General features: G+C 72.5%; 19 protein-coding genes. 11 read left to right on the forward strand and 8 right to left on the reverse strand.

What is annotated here, in order from left to right; genetic code table 11:
- Window positions 1–41: 41 nt before the first annotated feature.
- The gene (mug, locus tag ABT057_RS38885) at window positions 42–530 is read left to right on the forward strand and encodes a G/U mismatch-specific DNA glycosylase (RefSeq protein WP_352348641.1); all 489 of its coding nucleotides are present in this window, start codon (window positions 42–44) and stop codon (window positions 528–530) included.
- Window positions 531–556: 26 nt separating this feature from the next.
- On the opposite strand, the gene ABT057_RS38890 is transcribed toward mug, so the two are convergent.
- Window positions 557–1264: an ABC-2 transporter permease family protein gene (locus ABT057_RS38890; RefSeq protein ID WP_352348664.1), complete on the reverse strand. Its 708-nt coding sequence runs from the start codon at window positions 1262–1264 to the stop codon at window positions 557–559.
- Entirely contained in the window at window positions 1261–2184 is a 924-nt protein-coding gene (locus ABT057_RS38895) for an ATP-binding cassette domain-containing protein (RefSeq protein WP_352348642.1), read from the reverse strand. Before ABT057_RS38895 ends, ABT057_RS38890 begins: the two co-directional genes overlap by 4 nt.
- 110 nt (window positions 2185–2294) lie before the next feature.
- On the opposite strand from ABT057_RS38895, the gene ABT057_RS38900 reads away from it, so the two are divergent.
- The 3 genes from ABT057_RS38900 (at window position 2295) to ABT057_RS38910 (ending at window position 5376) form a co-directional block, all read left to right on the forward strand.
- The gene (locus tag ABT057_RS38900) at window positions 2295–3440 is read left to right on the forward strand and encodes a sensor histidine kinase (RefSeq protein ID WP_352348643.1); all 1146 of its coding nucleotides are present in this window, start codon (window positions 2295–2297) and stop codon (window positions 3438–3440) included.
- A gap of 19 nt (window positions 3441–3459) precedes the next feature.
- Complete coding sequence (locus ABT057_RS38905; protein WP_352348644.1) at window positions 3460–4122, forward strand: response regulator transcription factor; 663 nt, start codon at window positions 3460–3462, stop codon at window positions 4120–4122.
- Between the two features lie 96 nt (window positions 4123–4218).
- Window positions 4219–5376, forward strand: a complete 1158-nt coding sequence (locus ABT057_RS38910) for an ROK family transcriptional regulator (protein WP_352348645.1) — start codon at window positions 4219–4221, stop codon at window positions 5374–5376.
- A 77-nt stretch (window positions 5377–5453) separates the two neighbouring features.
- Here the strand turns inward: ABT057_RS38910 and ABT057_RS38915 are convergent, their stop codons facing one another.
- Window positions 5454–6215: a GntR family transcriptional regulator gene (locus ABT057_RS38915; protein WP_352348646.1), complete on the reverse strand. Its 762-nt coding sequence runs from the start codon at window positions 6213–6215 to the stop codon at window positions 5454–5456.
- A gap of 337 nt (window positions 6216–6552) precedes the next feature.
- Here ABT057_RS38915 and ABT057_RS38920 point away from each other — a divergent pair, with 337 nt between their 5' ends.
- From ABT057_RS38920 to ABT057_RS38935, 4 genes are all read left to right on the forward strand, one after another.
- Window positions 6553–7200, forward strand: a complete 648-nt coding sequence (locus ABT057_RS38920; protein ID WP_352348647.1) for an NADPH-dependent F420 reductase — start codon at window positions 6553–6555, stop codon at window positions 7198–7200.
- A gap of 100 nt (window positions 7201–7300) precedes the next feature.
- Window positions 7301–8131 carry an alpha/beta fold hydrolase gene (locus tag ABT057_RS38925; RefSeq protein WP_352348648.1) on the forward strand — a complete coding sequence of 277 codons (831 nt, stop codon included), beginning with the start codon at window positions 7301–7303 and terminating at the stop codon, window positions 8129–8131.
- A gap of 250 nt (window positions 8132–8381) precedes the next feature.
- A complete protein-coding gene (locus ABT057_RS38930) occupies window positions 8382–9968 on the forward strand; it encodes an alkaline phosphatase D family protein (RefSeq protein ID WP_352348649.1) in 1587 nt (528 codons plus the stop codon).
- A 119-nt stretch (window positions 9969–10087) separates the two neighbouring features.
- Window positions 10088–11356: a GNAT family N-acetyltransferase gene (locus ABT057_RS38935; protein ID WP_352348650.1), complete on the forward strand. Its 1269-nt coding sequence runs from the start codon at window positions 10088–10090 to the stop codon at window positions 11354–11356.
- 49 nt (window positions 11357–11405) lie between these two features.
- Here ABT057_RS38935 and ABT057_RS38940 read toward each other — a convergent pair whose 3' ends face one another.
- Window positions 11406–12590 (reverse strand): trans-sulfuration enzyme family protein, encoded by a 1185-nt coding sequence (locus ABT057_RS38940; RefSeq protein ID WP_352348651.1) that lies wholly within the window; start codon window positions 12588–12590, stop codon window positions 11406–11408.
- 60 nt (window positions 12591–12650) lie between these two features.
- On the opposite strand from ABT057_RS38940, the gene ABT057_RS38945 reads away from it, so the two are divergent.
- The 3 genes from ABT057_RS38945 (at window position 12651) to ABT057_RS38955 (ending at window position 15752) form a co-directional block, all read left to right on the forward strand.
- A complete protein-coding gene (locus ABT057_RS38945; protein ID WP_352348652.1) occupies window positions 12651–13133 on the forward strand; it encodes an Lrp/AsnC family transcriptional regulator in 483 nt (160 codons plus the stop codon).
- A gap of 55 nt (window positions 13134–13188) precedes the next feature.
- On the forward strand, window positions 13189–14892 hold the full coding sequence (locus ABT057_RS38950; protein WP_352348653.1) for a DUF885 domain-containing protein: 1704 nt from the start codon (window positions 13189–13191) through the stop codon (window positions 14890–14892).
- Window positions 14893–14957: 65 nt separating this feature from the next.
- Entirely contained in the window at window positions 14958–15752 is a 795-nt protein-coding gene (locus ABT057_RS38955; RefSeq protein WP_352348654.1) for an ATP-grasp domain-containing protein, read from the forward strand.
- A gap of 119 nt (window positions 15753–15871) precedes the next feature.
- Here ABT057_RS38955 and ABT057_RS38960 read toward each other — a convergent pair whose 3' ends face one another.
- The 4 genes from ABT057_RS38960 to ABT057_RS38975 form a co-directional block, all read right to left on the reverse strand.
- A complete protein-coding gene (locus ABT057_RS38960; RefSeq protein WP_352348655.1) occupies window positions 15872–17083 on the reverse strand; it encodes a cytochrome P450 in 1212 nt (403 codons plus the stop codon).
- Window positions 17084–17156: 73 nt separating this feature from the next.
- A complete protein-coding gene (gene ccrA / locus ABT057_RS38965; RefSeq protein WP_502974037.1) occupies window positions 17157–18434 on the reverse strand; it encodes a crotonyl-CoA carboxylase/reductase in 1278 nt (425 codons plus the stop codon).
- Between the two features lie 141 nt (window positions 18435–18575).
- The gene (locus tag ABT057_RS38970) at window positions 18576–19769 is read right to left on the reverse strand and encodes a cytochrome P450 family protein (protein WP_352348656.1); all 1194 of its coding nucleotides are present in this window, start codon (window positions 19767–19769) and stop codon (window positions 18576–18578) included.
- Window positions 19770–19798: 29 nt separating this feature from the next.
- On the reverse strand, window positions 19799–21229 hold the full coding sequence (locus ABT057_RS38975) for an MFS transporter (RefSeq protein ID WP_352348657.1): 1431 nt from the start codon (window positions 21227–21229) through the stop codon (window positions 19799–19801).
- Window positions 21230–21239: the final 10 nt, after the last annotated feature.

A 21239-nucleotide genomic window follows, 5' to 3' on the forward strand; every position in this document is an offset into this window, starting at 1 on the left:
AGGCGGAGCTGGAGGCAGCCCGCGACCGTCTCGTACCGGACGTGGTCGCGGGTGGCCTCAGGGTGCTGTTCTGCGGCATCAACCCGGGGCTGATGACGGCCGCGACCGGCCACCACTTCGCCCGCCCGGGCAACCGCTTCTGGCCCGTCCTGCACCTCTCCGGTTTCACTCCGCGGCTGATGAAGCCGGCCGAGCAGCGGGAACTGCTGACGTACCGGCTCGGCATCACGAACGTGGTGGCGCGGGCGACCGCGCGGGCCGACGAGCTGAGCGCCGAGGAGTACCTCGAGGGCGGGCGGCTGCTGGTGGAGAAGGTGACGGCGCTGAAACCGCGCTGGCTCGCGGTGGTCGGCGTGACCGCCTACCGGGCCGCCTTCGACGACCGGAAGGCCGCGGTGGGCCCGCAGGAGCGGGCCTTCGGGGACACCCGGGTGTGGGTGCTGCCCAACCCCAGCGGACTGAACGCGCATTGGACGGCGGCGACGATGGCGGAGGAGTTCGGGCGGCTGCGGGTGGCAGCCGAGGGCTGAGCCGCGGCGCCAGGTCCCACCCGCGCTCAGGCGTCCCGGCGGCGCAGTCGCCAGGCGCCCGCCGTGATCGCCGCGGCCGTCCACAGCGCGGTCACCGCGAGCCCCGTCCACGGACCCGGGGTGCCGTCCCATCTGCTGTGCAGCACCACCTGGCCGGCCCGGTCGGGCAGAAGGTCTGCTGCGTTGCCGGACAGGTCTCCGACGACGAACGACACGATCAGGAGGAAGGGGACGAGGATGCCCAGCGCCGCCACCCCGCTGCGCAGAACGGTCGTGAGTCCGGCGGCGAGCAGAGCCATGAGCGTCAGGTAGAGCGCGCAGCCCAGCATTCCGCGCAGGCACTCGGCGGTGCTCAGCTCCGGAAGGCGCGCGCTGCCCACTGCCGCCGTGGCCAGGCCGGTGGCGAGGCCGACGGCGAGCACCGGCAGGGCGATCGCCGTCAGTTTGGCGGCGAACCAGCGGCCCCGGCGGGGCACCGCGGCCAGGGACAGCCGCAGGGCACCACCCTGGAACTCGATGGAGACGGCGGTCGTACCGAAGGCGATGGCGGCGATCTGCCCGAAGGTCACGCCGAAGAACGCGGAGAAGAGGGGGTCGGAGTCGGCGCCCTCGGTGTCGAACCCGGCCAGTGCGGAGAACGCGACGGTGGCGAGCAGGATCGCGCACAGGGCGCCGGCCTGCGACCGCAGCGTACGGATCTTGATCCACTCGGCGTGCAGAACGGGCACGGTCAGGCCTCCTGGGGTCGTCGCGCCGCGAACTCGGCGTCGGCCGCGGTCAGTTCGAGGTAGGCCTGCTCCAGCGTGCCAAGCTCCGTGGTCAGTTCCAGCAGGGGGACTCCGGCCTCGGAGAGGAGGGGGCCGATGTCGGCGGCGCGTGCGTGGGCCACGGTCCAGTGCCCGTCGCGCTCTTCCACGGCCTCGTGGCCGTGCCGGGCGAGGGCGCTCTTCAGGGCGGCGGGGTCGGTCGTGCCGATGCGGACGCGGGGCCGTACACGCGTGTCGATGAAGTCCCGTGTCGGGGTGTCGGCGAGCAGCCGGCCCCGGCCGAGGACGACGAGGTGGTCGGCGAAGGACGCGGTCTCGTTCATGAGGTGGCTGGAGACCAGCACGGTGCGGCTCTCACCGGCGAGCCTGCGCAGCAGCCCGCGGATCCAGACGATGCCCTCGGGGTCGAGGCCGTTGGACGGCTCGTCGAGGAGCACCACCTCGGGCTCGCCGAGCAGGGCGGCGGCGATGCCGAGGCGCTGCCGCATGCCGAGCGAGTACGTCTTCACGCGGCGGCGGGCGGCCGGGGCGAGCCCGGTCTCCTCCAGCACCTCGTCGGCCCGGCGGGCCGGGATGCGGTTGCTCGCGGCGAGGGCGAGGAGGTGGTCGCGGCCGGTCCGGGAGCCGTGCGCGGCCTGCGCGTCGAGGAGGGCGCCGACCCGGCGGAGGGGGTCGGGAAGGGTGACGTAGGGGCGGCCGCCGAGGGTGGCGGTGCCGGAGGTCGGCCGGTCCAGGCCGAGGACGAGGCGCAGAGTCGTGGACTTGCCCGCGCCGTTGGGGCCGAGGAAGCCGGTGACGCGGCCGGGCAGGACACGGAAGGTCAGGCGGTCCACGGCCCGCCGGGGGCCGTACTCCTTGGTGAGCTCGTGGACGTCGATGCTGGTCATGGCCACGACTCTCGCCGCCGGACGGGGCGTCGGGCCTCCCCCGGCGGGGGAGAGTGTCTCCCCCGCCCGGGGGAGGACCGTTGTCAGTGGGGGCTGGCAGGCTTGTCCGCATGGGCCGCCTGCTGCGCCCGCTGCTGCGGGGGACGACGTACACACGACTGCTGCACCTGTGGGTGCCGATGCTGGTCGTGAGCGTGTGGATGTTCATCGACCCATCGCGGCCATGGGTGCCCGCGCTGCTGCTGGTACCGGTCGGGCTGATCCCCGCGGTGCGGACGGGCGAGGGGGTGCAGGCCCGGCTGCTGCTCCTGCCCGGCGTGGCCGACCCCGGCTTCTCGGTGGCCCCCTCGGCGACCTGGCGCGACCGGGTGCGCACGGTGGTGTGGCTGGAGGCGCGGATGGTCCTGGGCGCGGCGGCGGTGTTCGCGTGCGTGTGGCTGCCCGCCGGGGTCTACGAACTCGCGCACGGCCGGGCGCCGGCGGGCATACCTCTCCTGCCCGACGCGACACCGGGCTGGTGGCCGGCTCTGCTCGTCCCCCTCCCCGTTCTCGCGCTGTACGGCGTCGTCGTCGGCCTGGGCGAGCTGGTCACCGTCGTCGCGCGCGGGCTGCTCGGCCCGTCGGCGGCGGAGCGGCTGGCCGCCCTGGAGGAGCGGACGGAGCAGCTTCTGGAGCGCAACCGGATCGCCCGGGAACTGCACGACTCCATCGGGCACGCGCTGACGGTGGCGGTGGTGCAGGCGGGAGCGGCTCGGGCGGCGGGCGATCCGGAGTTCACCGACCGGGCGCTCGACGCCATCGAGGAGACCGGCCGGGCCGCCCTGGAGGACCTGGAGCGGGTCCTCGGGGTGCTGCGCGAGGCGGAGCGGCCGTTGCGCGGCCGGCCGACGCTCGCCGAGGCCGGCCGGCTGCTGGAGTCGGCGCGAGCCTCCGGCGCCAAGGTCGACGCCGAGGTGACGGGCCCGCTGGAGACCGTGCCGGGGCCGGTGTCCCGCGAGGGTTACCGCATCCTCCAGGAGGCGCTGACCAATGTGCTGCGGCACGCGGGAGCCGTTCCCGTGCGGGTCAGGGTCGGGGTGGTCGGCGACCTGCTGCGGCTGGAGGTGCGCAATCCGCTGGCGGCCGGGATACCCGGCCCCGGGCGGGGCAGCGGGCTGCGCGGGATCCGCGAGCGCGCCGCCCTGCTCGGGGGACACGCCTCGACGGGACCGGACGCCGGCGACTGGCGGGTGCGGGCCGAGCTCCCGCTGAGTTGACAGCCCTTAGGCTGGCGGGATGCCGGTGACCGTACTGCTCGTCGACGACGAGCCGCTGGTCCGCGCGGGGCTGCGGGCCGTGCTGGAGGCGCAGGACGACATCGAGGTCGTCGGGGAGGCGGCGGACGGGGCGGCGGTGATCCCGCTGGTGCGGCGGTTGCGGCCCGACGTGGTCGCCATGGACGTCCGTATGCCGCTGATGGACGGCATCGAGGCCACGCGCGCGGTGCTGCGCACCGTGGACGGGCCGCCGAAGATCCTGGTGGTGACGACCTTCGAGAACGACGAGTACGTGTACGAGGCGCTGCGCGCGGGTGCGGACGGGTTCCTGCTGAAGCGGGCCCGGCCCGCCGAGATCGTGCACGCGGTACGGCTGGTCGCGGAGGGCGAGTCGCTGCTGTTCCCGGCGTCGGTGCGGCGGCTGGCCGCCGAGTACGGCGACGGGGGCGGTAACCGGGCGGCCCGGGAGACTCTGGACAGGGCCCGGCTGACCGAGCGGGAGGCCGAGGTGCTGCGGCTCATGACGCGCGGGCTGACCAACGCGGAGATCGCCGCCGGGCTCGTGGTGGGCACGGAGACCGTGAAGTCGCATGTGAGCTCGGTCCTGGCGAAGCTCGGGGCGAGGGACCGCACCCAGGCGGTGATCACGGCGTACGAGTCGGGGTTCGTGGCACCGGGCTGACAGTGCGTGACGAACCGGTACGGATTCCGCACTCGCCCGGGTTCCCCCTGCCGAGTACGATCCGCCCAACACGCGCACGAGCTGGGAGGACGGACGGTGGGGCGGCTGACCGGCGGGGATCCCTCGCTGCTGCGAAGGATCAACTCCGCGGTGGTGCTGCACGCGCTGCGTGCCGCGGACTGCGCGACGCTCACGGAGATCACGCGGGTCACGGGGCTGTCCCGGCCGACGGTCGAGGGGGTCGTCGAGGACCTCATCGGGGCGGGTCTCGTCGTCGAGAAGGCGGCCGACGAGAGTGTCGCCCGGCGCCAGGGGCGGCCCGCGCGGCGGTTCCGGTTCCGGGCGGAGGCCGGCCATCTGCTGGGCCTGGAGATCGGACCGCACCGGGTGGCGGCCCTGCTCGCCGACCTCGACGGGCGGATACTCGGCTCGCAGGCCAAGGACGTCGACGAGACCGCCTCGGCGGACGAGCGGCTGGAGCGGCTGCGCACCGCGGTCGCCGAGCTGCTGCGCCGGGCGGGCGTGGCGCGGGGCTCGTTGCGGGCCGTGGGGGTCGCCACTCCCGGGATCGTCGAGGCGGACGGGACCATACGGCTGGGGACGGCGCTCCCGGAGTGGACCGGGCTGCGGCTGGGTGAGCGGCTGAGCCGTTCCTTCAAGTGCCCGGTGCTGGTGGAGAACGACGCCAACGCGGCGGCCGTGGCCGAGCACTGGAAGGGGTCGGCGACCGAGTCCGACGACGTCGTGTTCGTGCTGGCCGGGCTGAGTCCGGGGGCCGGCTCGCTGATCGGGGGGCGGCTGCACCGGGGGTACGGCGGGGCGGCCGGGGAGATCGGCGCGCTGCATCTGCTGGGGCGCGAGGTGACGCCGGAGACGCTGCTGTCGACGACGGACGAGCCGCTGCACCCGCTGGACGAGCAGGCGGTGGCGAAGGTGTTCGCGCGGGCGCGCGGGGGTGATCAGCGGGCGCGGGCCGCCGTGGACCGCTTCCTGCAGCGGCTGGTGCACGACGTGGCCGCGCTGGTGCTGGCGCTCGACCCGGAACTGGTGGTGGTCGGCGGCTGGGCGACCGGTATCGACGGTGTACTGGAGCCGCTGCGGGAGGAGTTGGCCCGCTACTGTCTGCGGCCGCCGAAGGTCGCGGTGTCGCTGCTGGGTGAGGCGGCCGTGGCGACCGGGGCGCTGAGGCTGGCCCTGGACCATGTGGAGGAGCAGCTGTTCGCGGTGGACGGGACGGTGACGGCCCGTCGGTGACGGGGAGGTGCCCGGGGCCCGGAGGAGACGCGCCGCGCCCCGGAGGGAGTTCCGGGGCGCGGGGAGTCAGCTGATTCTCACGACGCCTGCCGCTCCGGGCCGTGGTGTATTTCGACCCCGCCCTCGGCTCCGAACGTCAGGCGGCACGTGTCAGCGCGATATGTGGCCACCGAGAGCGCCGCCGTGCGGCCCCCGGCGAAGAAGCGGGTGGTGACGACGAGGACCGGGGCGCCGGGCAGCCGGTCGAGTTCCCTGGCGTCGTCCGCGCGGGCCGAGCCCAGTTCCACGGCGCGGTCCTGGCCCTGGAGCTCCAGGCGCTGCAGCTCGCGCAGCACCGCACGCGCGTGTGCGGCCTCGGACGGGCTGTCGATCGCGGTCAGGTCGGGCACCGAGGACCGCGGGACGTAGAGCAGTTCGGCGGCCACCGGCTGGCCGTGCGAGACCCGGGAGCGGCGCACCACGTGCACGGACTCCTCCCGCGGGGTCTCCAGGGCGGTGGCGACGACCGCGGGCGGGGGCTCGAGCACGCTGTCGACGCAGCTCCAGGTGTCGTCCCCGCCACCGGGCCAGGCCTGCCGTTCGCTGCCGACGGCGACGCCCATACGGGGCGGCGCGACGGTCGTGCCGACACCGCGGCGGCGCTGCAGCCGGCCTTCCAGCTCAAGCTGCTCGAGGGCCTGACGGAGCGTCGCACGAGCAACTCCGAAGCGGGCGGCGAGGTCGCGCTCGTTCGGCAGGATCTCGCCGACGGTGAACTCGGAGTCGAGCGCCTCGCTGAGCACGGTCTTGAGATGCCAGTACTTCGGTTCCGGTACCGATTCCAGTTGCGTGGTCCCCACCCTGTCCTCCGCAATCGCCGTGGTCCGGCGGCGTTTTCTCGCCCTTGTTTATTAAAGGTTGTTGTACTTCTCTGCGACCATAGGGCGGCACCCACCCTTGGTCAAGACCAATCCTCGTTCCCTCGATCGGCCGACGGCCACTTGAGGAGCAAGCGTTCACTACGCGTTCGCACACGGCCGTTTTCGTGACGCTCCGGCAACGTCCGCGTCGCGGAAGGGGGCTCCGGACGGGTGACGTTTTCCGGGCGCATTCCGGCGTCCCGGCGCAGAATGGGCCTCGAAGGTCCGAGGACGGTCCGACGGTGGTCCGAGGACGGCCGGCGAACGGGAGGTCTGCATGCGGTACGGGGTGCTCGGCACGGGGGTCGTGGGGCGCACACTGGGCGGAAAGCTGGTGGAGCTGGGCCATGAGGTGACGCTCGGCTCGCGCACCGAGGGCAACCCGGCGGCGCTGGACTGGGCCGCGGACACGGGCGGGGCCGCGGGGACGTTCGCGGAGGCGGCGGAGTCCGCCGAGGTCGTCGTGAACGCGGTGGGCGGGCGCGTGGCGCTCGCCGCGCTGGAGGCGGCCGGGGCGGGCAACCTCGACGGGAAGGTCCTGGTGGACGTCTCCAACCCGCTGGCGTTCGAGGACGGCGAGCTGCGGCTGTCCCCGGTGGACTCGGACAGCGTCGGCGAGCAGATCCAGCGGGCGTTCCCCCGCGCGCGCGTGGTGAAGACGCTGAACACGGTCAACTGCGAGGTGATGGTGGATCCCGCGCGCGTGCCGGGTGACCACCAGGTCTTCGTGAGCGGCGATGATCCGGAGGCCAAGGCGCAGGTCACCGCGCTGCTCGGCGAGTTCGGCTGGCCGGCGGACCGGGTGCTCGACCTCGGGGGCATCCGGTCGGCGCGGGGCGTGGAGATGTGGCTGCCGCTGTGGCTGGACCTCATGCGCGGTTTCGGGCACGCGGACTTCAACCTGGAGCTGCGCAGGGCCCGCTGACCTCTCCGGGGGGCGACGAACACGCCGAGGGCTACCCGCCGGTAGCAATTGCTGACAAGCTGTCTACGACGTCCGCCGGTCCGTCCACGAGGAGCTCCCCATGCCCGCCACCGTCTCCTTCCCGGTCCCCTCCCCCATCGGCCCGCAGTCCGTCACGGTCTCGTACGCGCGCGCGGGCAAGGGCGAACCACTGCTCCTGCTGCACGGCATCGGCCACCACCGGCAGGCCTGGGACCCGGTCGTGGACATCCTGGCCGCCGAACGCGACGTCATCGCGGTGGACCTCCCCGGTTTCGGCGTCTCCCCGGCGCTGCCGGACGGGTTCGCCTACGACCTGCCCACCACGACCGCCGTCTTCGCCGCCTTCTGCGAGACGCTGGACCTGGAACGGCCCCATGTGGCGGGCAACTCCCTCGGCGGACTGCTGGCCCTGGAACTCGGCCGCGAGAAGCTCGTACGGTCCGTCACCGCGCTGTCCCCCGCGGGGTTCTGGTCGGAGGCCGAGCGGAGGTACGCCTTCGGCGTCCTGCTGGCCATGCGGCACATCTCCCGCCGGATGCCGCTGCCGCTCGTCGAGCGGCTGTCCCGCACGGCGGCCGGCCGTACGGCGCTCACCAGCACCATCTACGCCCGCCCCGGCCGCCGTTCACCCGAGGCCGTGGTCGCCGAGACGCTGGCGCTGGCGCAGGCCACCGGGTTCGACCAGACTCTGCGGGCCGGCACGACCGTCCAGTTCACCGAGGACATCCCCGGCATCCCGGTCACCGTCGGCTGGGGCACCCGCGACTGGCTGCTGGTCCGCCGCCAGGGCGTCCGCGCCAAGCAGATCATCCCCGCCGCCCGCCTGGTACGCCTCCCCGGCTGCGGCCACTGCCCGATGAACGACGACCCCGCCCTGGTGGCCCGCGTGATCCTGGACGGGAGCCGCTGAGCCGTTCGAGTGGGCCCCACCCGACGCCATGGCCTTGGGCGCCGATCCGCGGGAGGATCCGCGGCTTCCCACCCACCGCCCGGGTCGCGGCGCCACGCGCGCGTGCCGCCGGGAGGCCACGGGGGTGTGACGGGTGTCGGATCCCGTGCCGGTGCGGTCAGTTGTTCACTTGCGGTTTCCCGGTGCGCTGCGGCGTACCAGTAGTTGTGACTGTGCACATCGGCCGTATCCCGTCTCTGGAGGCCCTGCCATGTCACATCGTCCGTTCCCCGGGCGCCGCAGCGTACTGCGCGGATCGCTCGCCGCGTCCGCGGCCCTGACCCTGCCCGTCGCGGCCGGCGCGGCGCCGGCGCTCGCCCTGTCGGGGCGGCCCCGTGCGGACTGGGGTGTGCAGGCGGGGGACGTGACCTCCGGCTCCGGGCTGGTGTGGGTGCGTTCGGACCGCCCGGCGCGGATGATCGTGGAGACGGCGGCGACGGAGTCGTTCCGGCACGCGCGGCGATGGTACGGGCCGCTGCTCGGGGCGGGCACGGACTTCACGGGCACCACCCGCCTGCACGGGCTGCCGGCGGGCGAGCAGATCCACTATCGCGTGCTGCTCGCCGACCCGGACGACCCGCGCCGCACCGGGCAGCCGGTGAACGGCACCTTCCGCACCGTGCCCGCCGGGCGCCGGCGCGGGGTGCGGTTCCTGTGGTCCGGTGACCTCGCGGGGCAGGGCTGGGGCATCAACCCCGACCTCGGCGGCTACCGCATCTACGACGCGATGGCCCGGCTCGACCCGGACTTCTTCGTCTGCAGCGGCGACAACATCTACGCCGACGGCCCCGTCACCGCGACCCAGACGCTGCCCGACGGCTCGCTCTGGCGGAACGTCACCACCGAGGAGAAGTCCAAGGTGGCCGAGACGCTCGCGGAGTTCCGCGGCAACTTCCGCTACAACCTGCTGGACGAGAACCTGCGCCGGTTCAACGCCCAGGTGCCCTCGATCATCCAGTGGGACGACCACGAGGTCCGCAACAACTGGTACCCGGGCGAGGTGATCACCGACGCCGACCCCCGGTACACGGAGAAGAGCGTCGACGTGCTCGCCGCGCGCGCCCGGCGGGCGTTCAGCGAGTACTTCCCGATCTCGACGCTGCAGCCCGGCGCCAGGCAGGGCCGCGTGCACCGGGTGATGCGGCACGGACCGCTGCTCGACGTGTTCGTGCTCGACATGCGCACCTACCGCAACGCCAACTCGCCCGACGACCAGACCGTCGACCCGCAGGGCATCCTCGGCCGTGAGCAGCTGGAGTGGCTCAAGCGGGAGCTGGCGCGGTCGCGGGCGGTGTGGAAGGTGATCGCCTCCGACATGCCGATCGGGCTCGTGGTGCCGGACGCCACGGAGGGCAGGCCGAACATCGAGGCGGTCGCGCAGGGCGACCCGGGCGCGCCGCTCGGCCGTGAGCTGCAGATCGCCGAACTGCTGCGGTTCGTCAAGCACCGCAGGATCACCGGCACGGTGTGGCTGACGGCCGACGTGCACCACACGTCCGCGCAGCACTACCAGCCGTCGCGGGCCGCGTTCACCGACTTCGAGCCGTTCTGGGAGTTCGTCTCGGGCCCGCTCAACGCGGGCGCCTTCCCGGCCAGCGCGCTGGACGGCACGTTCGGTCCGGAGCGGGTCTTCGTGAAGGCGCCGACCGTGGCCAACGTCTCGCCCGCCGGCGGATACCAGTTCTTCGGCGAGGTCGACATCGACGGCCACAGCGGGGAACTCACGGTCCGGCTGCGTGAGCAGGACGGCACCGTGCTGTTCACCCAGGTGCTCCAGCCGGGCAGGGTCGGACAGTAATCAGGCAGGAGAGCAGGGCAGTAGTCGTAGAAGACTTAACAAAACGGGCATTCGCGGCCTTTACCCGTCAGTCACAGATCGTTCGTGATCACGCAACACCGTTCCTTCACAGTGGATGCATGACACGAAACGTGACCGACGGGAAATCCACCGCACTCACCGTGCTCACCGCGCTCTTCAAGGGCTCCTGGCTGCCACGGCGCCACGAGGACCCGCCGCCGACGGGCGATACCGGTGCCCGGCCCTCCTTCACGGAGGAGCAGGCCGGGCCCGCCGTCGTGGGTGAGGACAGCACCCTGTGGCGGATGCGGACCACGGTCAGGGACTCCCCGGGGTCCCTGGCCGCGCTGTGCACGGCACTCGCCGGGCACCGGGTGGACATCCTGAACCTCCAGACGCATCCGCTGGGCGCTGACACGGTGGACGAGTTCCTGCTGCGCGCTCCGGCCCCGCTCTCGGCGGCCGAGATCACCGGAGCCGTCTCCGGCGCCGGCGGCACCGGCACCTGGATCGAGCGGGCCGACGCGCACGATCTGGTGGACGCGCCGACCCGGGTCCTCGGCCTGGCCACCCGCACCGCCCTGGACGCGGCCGAACTGCCGCTCGCGCTCCGCCAGTTGCTCGGCCGGTGCACGATCCGCCAGTTCCCCGGCACGTCCGCGGGCGGCGGCCGGCGGCAGGCCGACGTACCCGTCGAAGGAGTGCTGGAGGACACTGTGATGCGCCTGCGGGCGCCGGAAGGCGGAGTGATCACCGTGGAGCGGCCGTATCTGCCGTTCACCCCGACCGAGTTCGCACGCGCGCGTGCCCTGGTCGAACTGGACGCCAGGCTCGGGCCGCGCATCCCGCGCAGCCAGGACGTGCTGACGCTGCCCGAGGGCAACGACATCACCGTGCGCCGGGCCGACACCGGTGACCTCGAGGCGGCCAGAGCGATGCACGAGCGGTGCTCCACCCGCACTCTCGGGATGCGCTACCACGGGCCGGTCGGCGACGCGGACCGGTACCTCAACCACCTGCTCAGCCCCCGCTACGGCCGCACCCTCGCGGTGCAGACGCCGTCCGGGCGGATCGTCGGCCTCGGCCACCTCCTCTGGGACGGCGACGAGACGGAGGTCGCGCTGCTCGTCGAGGACCAGTGGCAGCGGCGCGGCATCGGCACCGAACTCCTCGGCCGGCTCGTCGCGATGGCCGTGGAGGCGGGCTGCGAGAGCGTGTACGCGGTGACGCAGTCCTCCAACACTGGCATGGTCGCCGCGATGCGGGGGCTCGGGCTGCCGCTCGACTACCAGATCGAGGAGGGGACGCTGGTGATCACGGCGCGACTCGAGAGGGACGCGGCGCACGAGGTGTCCCGGCAGTACGGGGAGCGCGTCGCACGCGACTGACCCACGAGGGCGGAAAGCGGCCCGGCGGTACGACACCGCCGGGCCGTTCTCATACGGCGACGGGCGCCCCCAACGCCCCCGCCAGATCGCCCCACAGGTCCTCGACGTCCTCCAGCCCCACCGACAGCCGCAGCAGCCGGTCGCTCACGCCGGCGCCCCGGCGCTCCTCGGCGTCCACGACGCGGTGGCTGATGGACGCCGGGTGCTGGATGAGGGTGTCGACGCTGCCCAGGCTCACGGCCGGGGTGATCAGCCGGACCCCCGCGATCACCGCGTGGGGATCGCCGTGCGTCTCGAAGGCGATCATCGCGCCGCCCAGGCGCGGGTACCGCACACGTGCCACGCCCGGGTGGGCGGCGAGACGGCGGGCCAGTTCGGCGGCGGTCGCGGAGGCGGCCCGGACCCGGACGGGCAGGGTGGACAGGCCCCGCAGCAGCAGGTATCCGGCCAGGGGGTGCAGGATGCCGCCGGTGGCGAACCGTATCTGCCGAAGCCGTCCCGCGAACTCCTCGTCGCAGGCCACGACGCCCCCCAGCACGTCGCCGTGGCCACCGAGGTACTTGGTGGCGCTGTGCAGGACGAGCCGGGCGCCGTGTTCGGCCGGCCGCTGGAGCACCGGGGTGGCGAAGGTGTTGTCGGCGAGCAGCGGGACCGAGCCGCAGGCGTGCGCGACGGCCCGCAGGTCGATCTCGGCGAGGGTCGGGTTGGCCGGGGTCTCCACCATCACCAGACCGGTGTCGGGGCGCAGCGCGTCGGCGATCCCGGCCGGGTCGGTCCAGGTGACCTCCGAGCCGAGCAGTCCGGCGGTCAGCAGGTGGTCGCTGCAGCCGTAGAGGGGCCGTACGGCGACGACGTGCCGCAGCCCCGTGGCGGCGCGCGCCAGCAGCACCGCGCTCAGCGCGGCCATCCCGCTGGCGAAGGCCACGGCGCCCCCGGTGCCCTCCAGCCGGGCGAGGGCGGTCTCGAAGCGGGCGACGGTCGGGTTGCCGAGCCGTCCGTAGACCGGTGGTCCCTGCGGCTCGGCGCCCGTGGCGGCGAAGGCGTCGACACGGGCCGCCTCGGCGCGGCTGTCGTACGAGGGATAGGTGGTGGACAGGTCGATCGGCGGGGCGTGCAGGCCCTGCCGGGCCAGATCGTCCCGCCCGGCGTGCACGGCCTCGGTGGCCAGTGCGCGGGGCGCTGCGGAGTGACGTACGGCGTCGTACGCGTGCGTGCTCGCTGCGGCTGAGTCCATGGACCGCAGAGTGAACAACGGACGGGCCATCGGAATCGAACGCCGTGCTACGTTCGACGGATGTCCGAATCTGTCGTACTGGACCCGGTGGATCTCCAGCTGCTGCGGCTGCTGCAGAACGACGCCCGGACGACCTACCGCGATCTCGCGGCGCAGGTCGGCGTCGCGCCGTCGACGTGTCTGGACCGGGTGACCCGGCTGCGCCGTTCGGGCGTGATCCTCGGGCATCAGCTGCGCCTGGATCCGGCCAAACTGGGGCGAGGCCTGCAGGCGCTGCTGTCGGTGCAGGTCAGACCGCATCGGCGGGAGCTGGTGGGACCGTTCGTGGAGCGGATCCGGGCGCTTCCGGAGGCGCTGACCGTGTTCCACCTCACCGGTCCCGACGACTACCTGGTGCATGTCGCCGTCGCCGACATGGCCGATCTCCAGCGGCTCGTGCTCGACGAGTTCACGGCGCGCCGGGAGGTCGCCAGGGTGGAGACCCGCCTGATCTTCCAGCAGTGGGCCTGCGGCCCGATGCTGCCGCCCGGGACCGGCGGATGAGGCCGACGGTAGAAACGCCGTGACGTGCGTCGTTCCCCGTACGAGGATGGTGCCCATGTCACAGACCAACAGCCCGCTTCCCCGTGCGGTCGCCGACGCCTATGTCGACGGCCTCATCACCCTCGACCCGGTGATCGGCACCTACCTGGGCGTGGCCGAGAGTTCGAGCCGTATGCCCGACCTGTCCCCCGCCGGGCAGGAGGCACTCGCGCAGCTCGCGCGGGACACCCTGGCGAAGCTCGACGAAGCGGAGCGACAACCCGGCGCGGACAGTGACATCGAGCGCCGATGCGCGCGCCTGCTGCGCGAGCGCCTCACCGCACAGCTCGCCGTGCACGAGGCCGACGAGGGCCTGCGGGCGGTCGGGAACCTGGGCACGCCCGCGCAGCACGTGCGCGAGGTGTTCACCGTGACCCCCGCGCAGACCGCCGACGACTGGGCGGCGATCGCCGAGCGGCTGCGGGCCGTGCCGGCTGCCCTCGCGGGCTACCGGGAGTCCCTGGCGCTCGGTCTGGAGCGCAAGCTGTACGCGGCGCCGCGACCGACCGCCACCCTCATCGACCAGCTCACCGAATGGTCGGACACGGACGGCGCCGGCCGCGGCTGGTTCGAGGACTTCGTGGCCGCCGCGGCCGTGCCGCTGGACGACGCGCTGCGCGCCGAGCTGGACGACGCGGCCCGTAGGGCCACGGCCGCGCTCGTGGAGCTGCGGGACTGGATGCGCGAGGTGTACGCGCCGGCGGTCGAGGGCGCGCCGGACACCGTCGGCCGCGAACGGTACGCCCGCTGGTCCCGCTACTACAACGGCACCGACCTCGACCTGGACGAGGCGTACGCGTACGGGTGGGCGGAGTACCACCGGCTGCTCGCCGAGATGAAGCAGGAGGCGGAGAAGGTCCTGCCGGGCGCGGACACCCCGTGGGTGGCGCTGGCCCATCTCGACGAGCACGGGCGGCACATCGAGGGCGTCGACGAGGTACGCGACTGGCTGCAGGGCCTGATGGACGAGGCGATCGGAAGACTGGACGGCACCCACTTCGAACTCGCCGAACGGGTCCGGAAGGTGGAGTCGCGGATCGCCCCGGCCGGCAGCGCGGCCGCCCCCTACTACACGTCCCCTTCGGAGGACTTCTCGCGGCCGGGCCGCACCTGGCTCCCGACGATGGGGCAGACCCGCTTCGCCGTCTACGACCTCGTCTCGACCTGGTACCACGAGGGCGTCCCCGGCCACCACCTCCAGCTCGCGCAGTGGGCGCACATGGCCGGGAAGCTCTCCCGCTACCAGGCCTCCGTCGGCATGGTCAGCGCCAACTGCGAGGGCTGGGCGCTGTACGCGGAGCGGCTGATGGACGAACTGGGCTTCCTCACCGACGCCGAGCAGCGGCTCGGGTACCTGGACGCGCAGATGATGCGCGCGGTGCGGGTCATCGTCGACATCGGGATGCACCTTGAGCTGAAGATCCCGGCCGACTCGCCGTTCCACCCCGGCGAGCGCTGGACGCCCGGGCTGGCGCAGGAGTTCTTCGGCTCGCACAGCAGCCGCCCGGCGGACTTCGTTGAGAGCGAGCTGACCCGCTATCTCACGATCCCCGGTCAGGCGATCGGCTACAAGCTCGGCGAACGGGCCTGGCTGCTGGGCCGGGAGAGGGCCCGCGAGCGTCACGGCGCCGGCTTCGACCTCAAGTCCTGGCACATGGCGGCCCTTTCGCAGGGGTCGCTGGGTCTCGACGACCTGGTGGACGAGCTGACCCGGCTGTGACCCGGGCGGGCCCCGGCAGAAATCAGGTGTCGCCGGGGCCCGCCCGTAGGCCACCCTCTTCTCCCATGACGACCACCCGGACCCTGTTCCTCTCCCCGCGCGTCACCGCGACCGGCCACGCCCTCGCGGACGCGGCACGGCGGCGCGGTGCGCACGTGGAGACGCTGCGCGACTGGCGGGTGCCCGAGCCCTGGCGGGGCGCCGCGGGCGCCTCGCTGTACGCCGGGCCGCTGTTCGCGGACACGGTCGCGCGGGAGCTGGGGCTCGGGCTGCTGGAGGCACCGGAGAACTGGCTTGCCCGGCTGCCCCGCGAACTCACCCTGCGGGAGATCGAGTTCACCACCGTCGCGGAGGCCAGGCGGCTGCGGCGCCCCGCGTTCATCAAGCCGCCGAACGACAAGAGCTTCCCCGCCCGGGTCTACCCGGACGGCAGCGGGCTGCCCGGCCCGGACGCCGTCGAGGACACGGAACCGGTGCTGGTCAGCGACATCGTGACGTTCGCCGCGGAGTACCGGCTGTTCCTGCTGGACGGCGAGGTGCGCACCGGCAGCCGGTACGCGACCCGCGGCGGCCTCGACGTCGCCCCACTGGCCGAGGACCCGCGCCGCCGGGAGGTGCTGGCGTTCGCGGGGCGGCTGGCCGGTACGGGGCTGCCGAGCGCGATCGTCGTGGACGTCGGTCTGACCGACGGCTCCGAATGGGCGGTGGTCGAGGCCAACGCCGCCTGGGCCAGCGGGCACTACGGATGCGACGCGGGCGCCGCGCTCGACGTGGTACTCCAGGCGGCCCGCCCCGAGGGGGAGTTCGGGTCGGCGGACCACCGCTTCCTGCGGCCGCTGCCCGAGGTCGTACGGGACTGACCCCGTCAGCAGCCGCAGTCGGCCGTGCCCGGAGGGGCCGTGAGCGGGTCGGCGTCGCGCTGCGCACGGCCCTCCCCCGTGCGAGCACTCTCAGCCGGAAGCGGAGCTCCCGGCTTCTCCTACCAGGCGACAGGCAGAGACGTGACCCCATGGATCAGACGGCCGGAGGAACGCGGCACTTCCCCGGCCGGCACGGCCGGCCGGAGTGTGGGGAAGCGGCGCAGCAGTGTGCCGATCGCGATCTCCAGCTCCAGGCGGGCCAGACCCGCGCCGAGGCAGTAGTGGATGCCGTAGCCGAACGTCAGGTGCTGGGCTCTGGCGGTGTCCGTGACGTCGAGGGTGTCGGGCTCGGTGAAGTGCCGGGCGTCACGGTTGGCGGAGGCCAGGGACGCGAGAACCGCGGTGCCCGTGGGCACGACGGTGTCACCCAGCTTCACGTCCTCCAGGGCGATGCGCAGGGTCGCCTCGTCTCCCGGGGGGACGAAGCGCAGCAGTTCCTCCACGGCGGCGGGGATCACTCCGGGGTCGCGGCGCACCGCCTCGAACTGCTCGGGGTGCGTCAGCAACGCCAGGACACCGTTGGCGATCTGGTTGGTCGTGGTCTCGTGCCCGGCGATGAGCAGGGTGATGGCAAGGTGGAGCAGTTCCTCCTCGTCGAGTCGTTCGGCGTCCGTCTCATGGATCGACACGAGGGCGGACAGGAGGTCGTCGCCCGGCTTCGCACGCTTGGCGGCGATGAGCCCGCCCAGATAGGTGGCCAGACCCGAGTGGGCGGCGATGATCTGCTCGACCGGCAGTGAGACGGTCGACAGGACGGTGCCGGACCATTCGGCGATCTGCTCCCGTTCGTCGAGCGGGACCCCGAGCAGTTCGCAGATGACGGTCACGGGCAGCGGGAAGGCCAGGGCGGGAACCAGGTCGGTCGGCGGCCCGGCCCGCTTCATCGCGTCCAGAAGTTCATCGGTACGGCTCTGGATGCGCGGCCGCAGGGCTGCCACCCGGCGGGCGGTGAACTCCCGGGAGACCAGCCGACGTACTCGGGTGTGCTGCGGCGGGTCCATGCTGAGCAGGTTCTTGGCGTTCTGCGGCTCGGTCCCGATCCTGGGAGCACCGGGCCGGGCGGTGGCGGCCCGGCTGAAGCGGGCGTCGGACAGCACCGTTCGCACCGATTCGTAGTCGGTGACCAGGAGGGCGTGGTCGCCACTCGGCATCCGGATGTCCGCGACCGGTTTCGTCTCCCTCAGCCGCTTGTAGTGAGGGCACGGTTCGAGCGCTGAGGGCCGCTCGAACGGATAGGTGAGGGGGCTGCTGTCGACCGGGGTGTCGGTCATGTGCGTGCTGCCAATCTGTGTGAACGCGGGTGTGGGGGGAGAGGACGGCGGTACTGCGGCGGTGTCGCCGAGCTCAGCCGGCCCGGAACCGGTTGATGGCCGGCTCGTGCCGGGCCCGCAGCTCGGGGTCCGTGACGCCCAGGCCCTCCTGGGGGGCCAGGCACAGCACGCCGACCTTGCCGTGGTGCCGGTTGCGGTGGACGTCGCCCACCGCCCGGCCGACCTCGTCGAGCGGATAGGTACGGGAGAGCGTGGGGTGGATCCGGCCCTTGGCGATGAGGCGGTTGGCCTCCCATGCCTCGCGGTAGTTGGCGAAGTGCGAACCGACGATCCGCTTGAGATGCATCCACAGGTAGCGGTTGTCGAACTCGTGCCGGTAGCCGGACGTGGAGGCGCAGGTGACGATGGTCCCGCCCCTGCGGGCGACGTAGACCGAGGCGCCGAACGTCTCCCGGCCCGGGTGCTCGAAGACGATGTCGACGTCCTCGCCGCCCGTCAGCTCACGGATCCGGCTGCCGAAGCGCTTCCATTCCCTTGCGTCCTGGGTCTGCTCGTCCCGCCAGAACCGGTAGTCCTCGGCGGTGCGGTCGATGATCGCCTCGACGCCCATCGCGCGGCAGATCGCCGCCTTCTGCTCGCTGGAGACGACGCAGATCGGTATCGCGCCCCCCGCCAGCACGTACTGGGTGGCGTACGAGCCGAGACCGCCGCCCGCGCCCCAGATCAGCACGTTGTCGCCCACCTTCATGCCCGCGCCGTTTCTCGAGACCAGCTGGCGGTAGGCGGTGGAGTTGACCAGGCCGGGTGCGGCGGCCTCCTCCCAGGTGAGGTGAGCGGCCTTCGGCATCAGCTGGTTGGCCTTCACCAGCGCCAGGTGGGCCAGGCCGCCGAAGTTGGTCTCGAAGCCCCAGATCCGCTGCTCGGGGTCGAGCATCGTGTCGTCGTGGCCCGCCGCGTCCTCCAGCTCGACGGACAGGCAGTGCGCGACCACCCGGTCACCGGGGTGCCAGCGGCGCACTCCGGGTCCGGTGCGCAGCACCACCCCGGAGAGGTCGGAGCCGATCACATGGTGGGGCAGGTCGTGCCGGGCGGCCGGCCCCCCGGTGCGGGCGTAGCGTTCGAGGAAGGCGAAGGTCGGCACGGGCGAGAACAGGGCGCTCCACACCGTGTTGTAGTTGACGGAGCTCGCCATGACGGCGATGAGGGCCTCGCCGGGGCCGGGTTCCGGGGTCGGTACGTCACTGATGTGCAAGGCCTTGGCGGGCTTCCGGTCCGAGACCGGCAGTCCGTCGAACATGTGCTGCTCGTCCTTGAAGAGCACGGCGGCTCGATAGGACTCCGGAACCGGCATGGATGCGAAGTCGCGTGACACTGCGTCCGGCGACTCGATCGCGGCGACCAGGTCGGCTATCACCACAGACTCCCGTCGGGGTAGGGGGATTCGGATCCGGAAGGTGGTGGCCGTGTCGGTCGGCCACCACCTTCGGCGTGTCTACTGGTTGAGCTTCACCGGGAGCTCGGTCAGGCCCCGCATCACCAGCCCGGGTCGCCACTTCAGCTCGGCCGACGGGTCCAGACGCTCCATCTTGGGGAAGCGGTTCAGCAGTTGGCGGAAGGCGATGTGGGCCTCCAGCCGGGCCAGCGGAGCGCCCAGGCAGTAGTGCATGCCGTAGCCGAAGGCCATGTGCTGGTTCGGGCTGCGCTCGGCGTCGAAGGTCATCGAGTCGGTGAAGACCCGCTCGTCGCGGTTGGCCGACAGCAGGCTGATCAGGACGAGTTCGCCCTCCTGGATGGTCTGGCCGCCGAGTTCCAGGGTCTCGGTGGCGACCCGGAAGCTCGCGCCGGGCACCGGGCTCTCGAAGCGCAGGAACTCCTCGACGGCCCCCGGGATGGCCTCGTGGTCGGCTCGCAGGCGGTCGGCGAGTGCCGGGTCGGCGAGCAGTAGGGCCGTGCCGTTGCCGAGCAGGTTCACCGTGGTCTCGTAGCCGGCGATGATGAGCAGGAAGCACATCGAGGTCAGCTCGTGCTCGGCGAGCCGGTCCTCGTCGTCCCGAGCGGAGATCATCGCGGAGAGCAGTTTGTCGTCCGGTTCGGCCCGCTTCTGCTGGACGAGGTCCCGGACGTAGTGGACGAACTCGGTCACCACGTCGACGGGGAAGTTCTGCGTGCCGACCCCGGCGAGGTAGGCGTTCGACCAGGTACGGAAGCGCTCGTGGTCGGACACCGGGACACCGAGCAGCTCGCAGATCACCTGCATCGGCAGCGGGTAGGCCAGGTCGCGGATGGCGTCCGGGTGCTCCTGGACGGCCATCTTGTCGAGCAGGTCGCTGGTCATCTGCTCGATCATCGGCCGGAGCAGTTCGATCCGCCTGGCAGTGAACACCGAGGAGACCAGCCGTCGCAGTCGGGTGTGGTCGGTGCCGTCGACCCGCAGCATGTGGGTGCCCATGCTGGCGCGGATGTCGGCGGGCAGGACGTCCTGGGAGACGATCCGGGTACCGATCCGGTTGGACAGCCGCGCGTCGCCGAGCCCCGCCCGGGAGTCGGCGTACTGGGTGACCAGCCAGAGCGGCACCCCGTTGGGCAGTTCGACCTGGAACAGCGGGCGTTCCTCACGCAGTTGCTCGAACAGGTCGTGCGGGGATTTCACACCGTACTGGGCGTAGAGGTCGGTGAAGGTGACCATGTGTCTGTGCTCCTTGTGGGATTGCGGGGTCAGTCGAGAGCCGGCTGCCTGGCGGCGGCAGGGGCGGGGACGGACGGTTTGAGCGCCGGAATGCCCAGCGCCACCGCACCGCCGGCCAGCAGGACCGCGACGCAGATCCACAGGCCGGGGATCATGGCGTCGGTGAACGCCGCCGGCGAGTGGTAGTTGCCGCCCCGGCTGGTGAACACGGTGGTGAGTACGGCGATCCCCAGGGCGCTGCCGATCTCGCGGACGGTCGCGTTGGTGCCGGACGCCTTACCGATGTCCAGCGGCTGGACGGAGCTGACCACCACCGTCGCGGTCGGCGCGAAGATCAGTCCGGTGCCGATGCCGCACAGCATGTACGGCGCCACCATCTGCCAGTCCGCGGTGGCCGGGTCGGAGATCAGGGCGCACCAGGCCAGACCCACGGCCGCGAGGGCCAGCCCGGCGGCGATCAGTCTGGCGGCGCCCACCTTGGGGATGAGCTTGCCCGCGTACGGTGCGCAGATCGTCGGCATGACGGCCCAGGGCAGGGTCCACAGACCGGCCACGAACGGCGAGTGGTGGCGGACCACCTGGAGGTACTGGGCGAGGAAGAAGATCGAACCGAACAGACCGAAGTACACGGCCAGCGAGGCGAGGTTGGTCAGGGTGAAGGCGCGGCTGCGGTAGATCCGCAGCGGGAGCAGCGGCTGGGCGGTGCGACGCTCCCACAGCACGAAGAGCACCAGCAGCACGGCGGCCGCGGCGTACTTGCCGAGCACGCGGGCGGAGGTCCAGCCGTAGTCGCTGCTGTCCACGATCGCCCAGACGAGGGCGAGCACTCCGGAGGCGCCGAGCAGCAGCCCGAGGAGGTCGAGCCCGGCTGCCGCGCCTCGGGTCTCGGCGTGGACGCGCAGCACCAGTGGTACGGCGATGAGACCGATCGGGACGTTCAGCCAGAACAGCCAGTGCCAGCCGATGCCGGTGGTGATGGCGCCGCCGATCAGCGGGGCGATGCCGACCGCCAGGCTGCTGATGCTGGACCAGATGCCGATCGCCACTCCCCGCTTCTCCGGGGGCACGGCCATGGTCAGCATCGTCAGCGACAGCGGCAGGACGGCGGCCGCGCTCATGCCCTGCAGGGCGCGCAGGGCGACGAGCGCCGCGGTCGAGGTGGACAGCGCGCATCCGATCGAGAACAGCACGAACAGCGAGAGTCCGGAGACGAACACCTTGCGGCGTCCGAACCGGTCGCCGAGCCCGGCCGCGACCAGCAGCATGCCGGCGAAGCCGAGGATGTAGCTGTTGGTGACCCACTGCAGGCCCTGGATGGAGGCGTCCAGGTCGCGCCGGATGGACGCCAGCGCGTTGGTCACCACCAGGTTGTCCAGCGCCACCATGAACATCGGCAGGGACACGGCCAGGACGGTCAGTCCGAACGCCGGGCGTGCCTGGGCAGCCGGTTCGTTTGCCATACCAGTTCTT

Source organism: Streptomyces sp. NPDC002588, assembly GCF_040295925.1.
Taxonomy (GTDB): Bacteria; Actinomycetota; Actinomycetes; order Streptomycetales; family Streptomycetaceae; genus Streptomyces.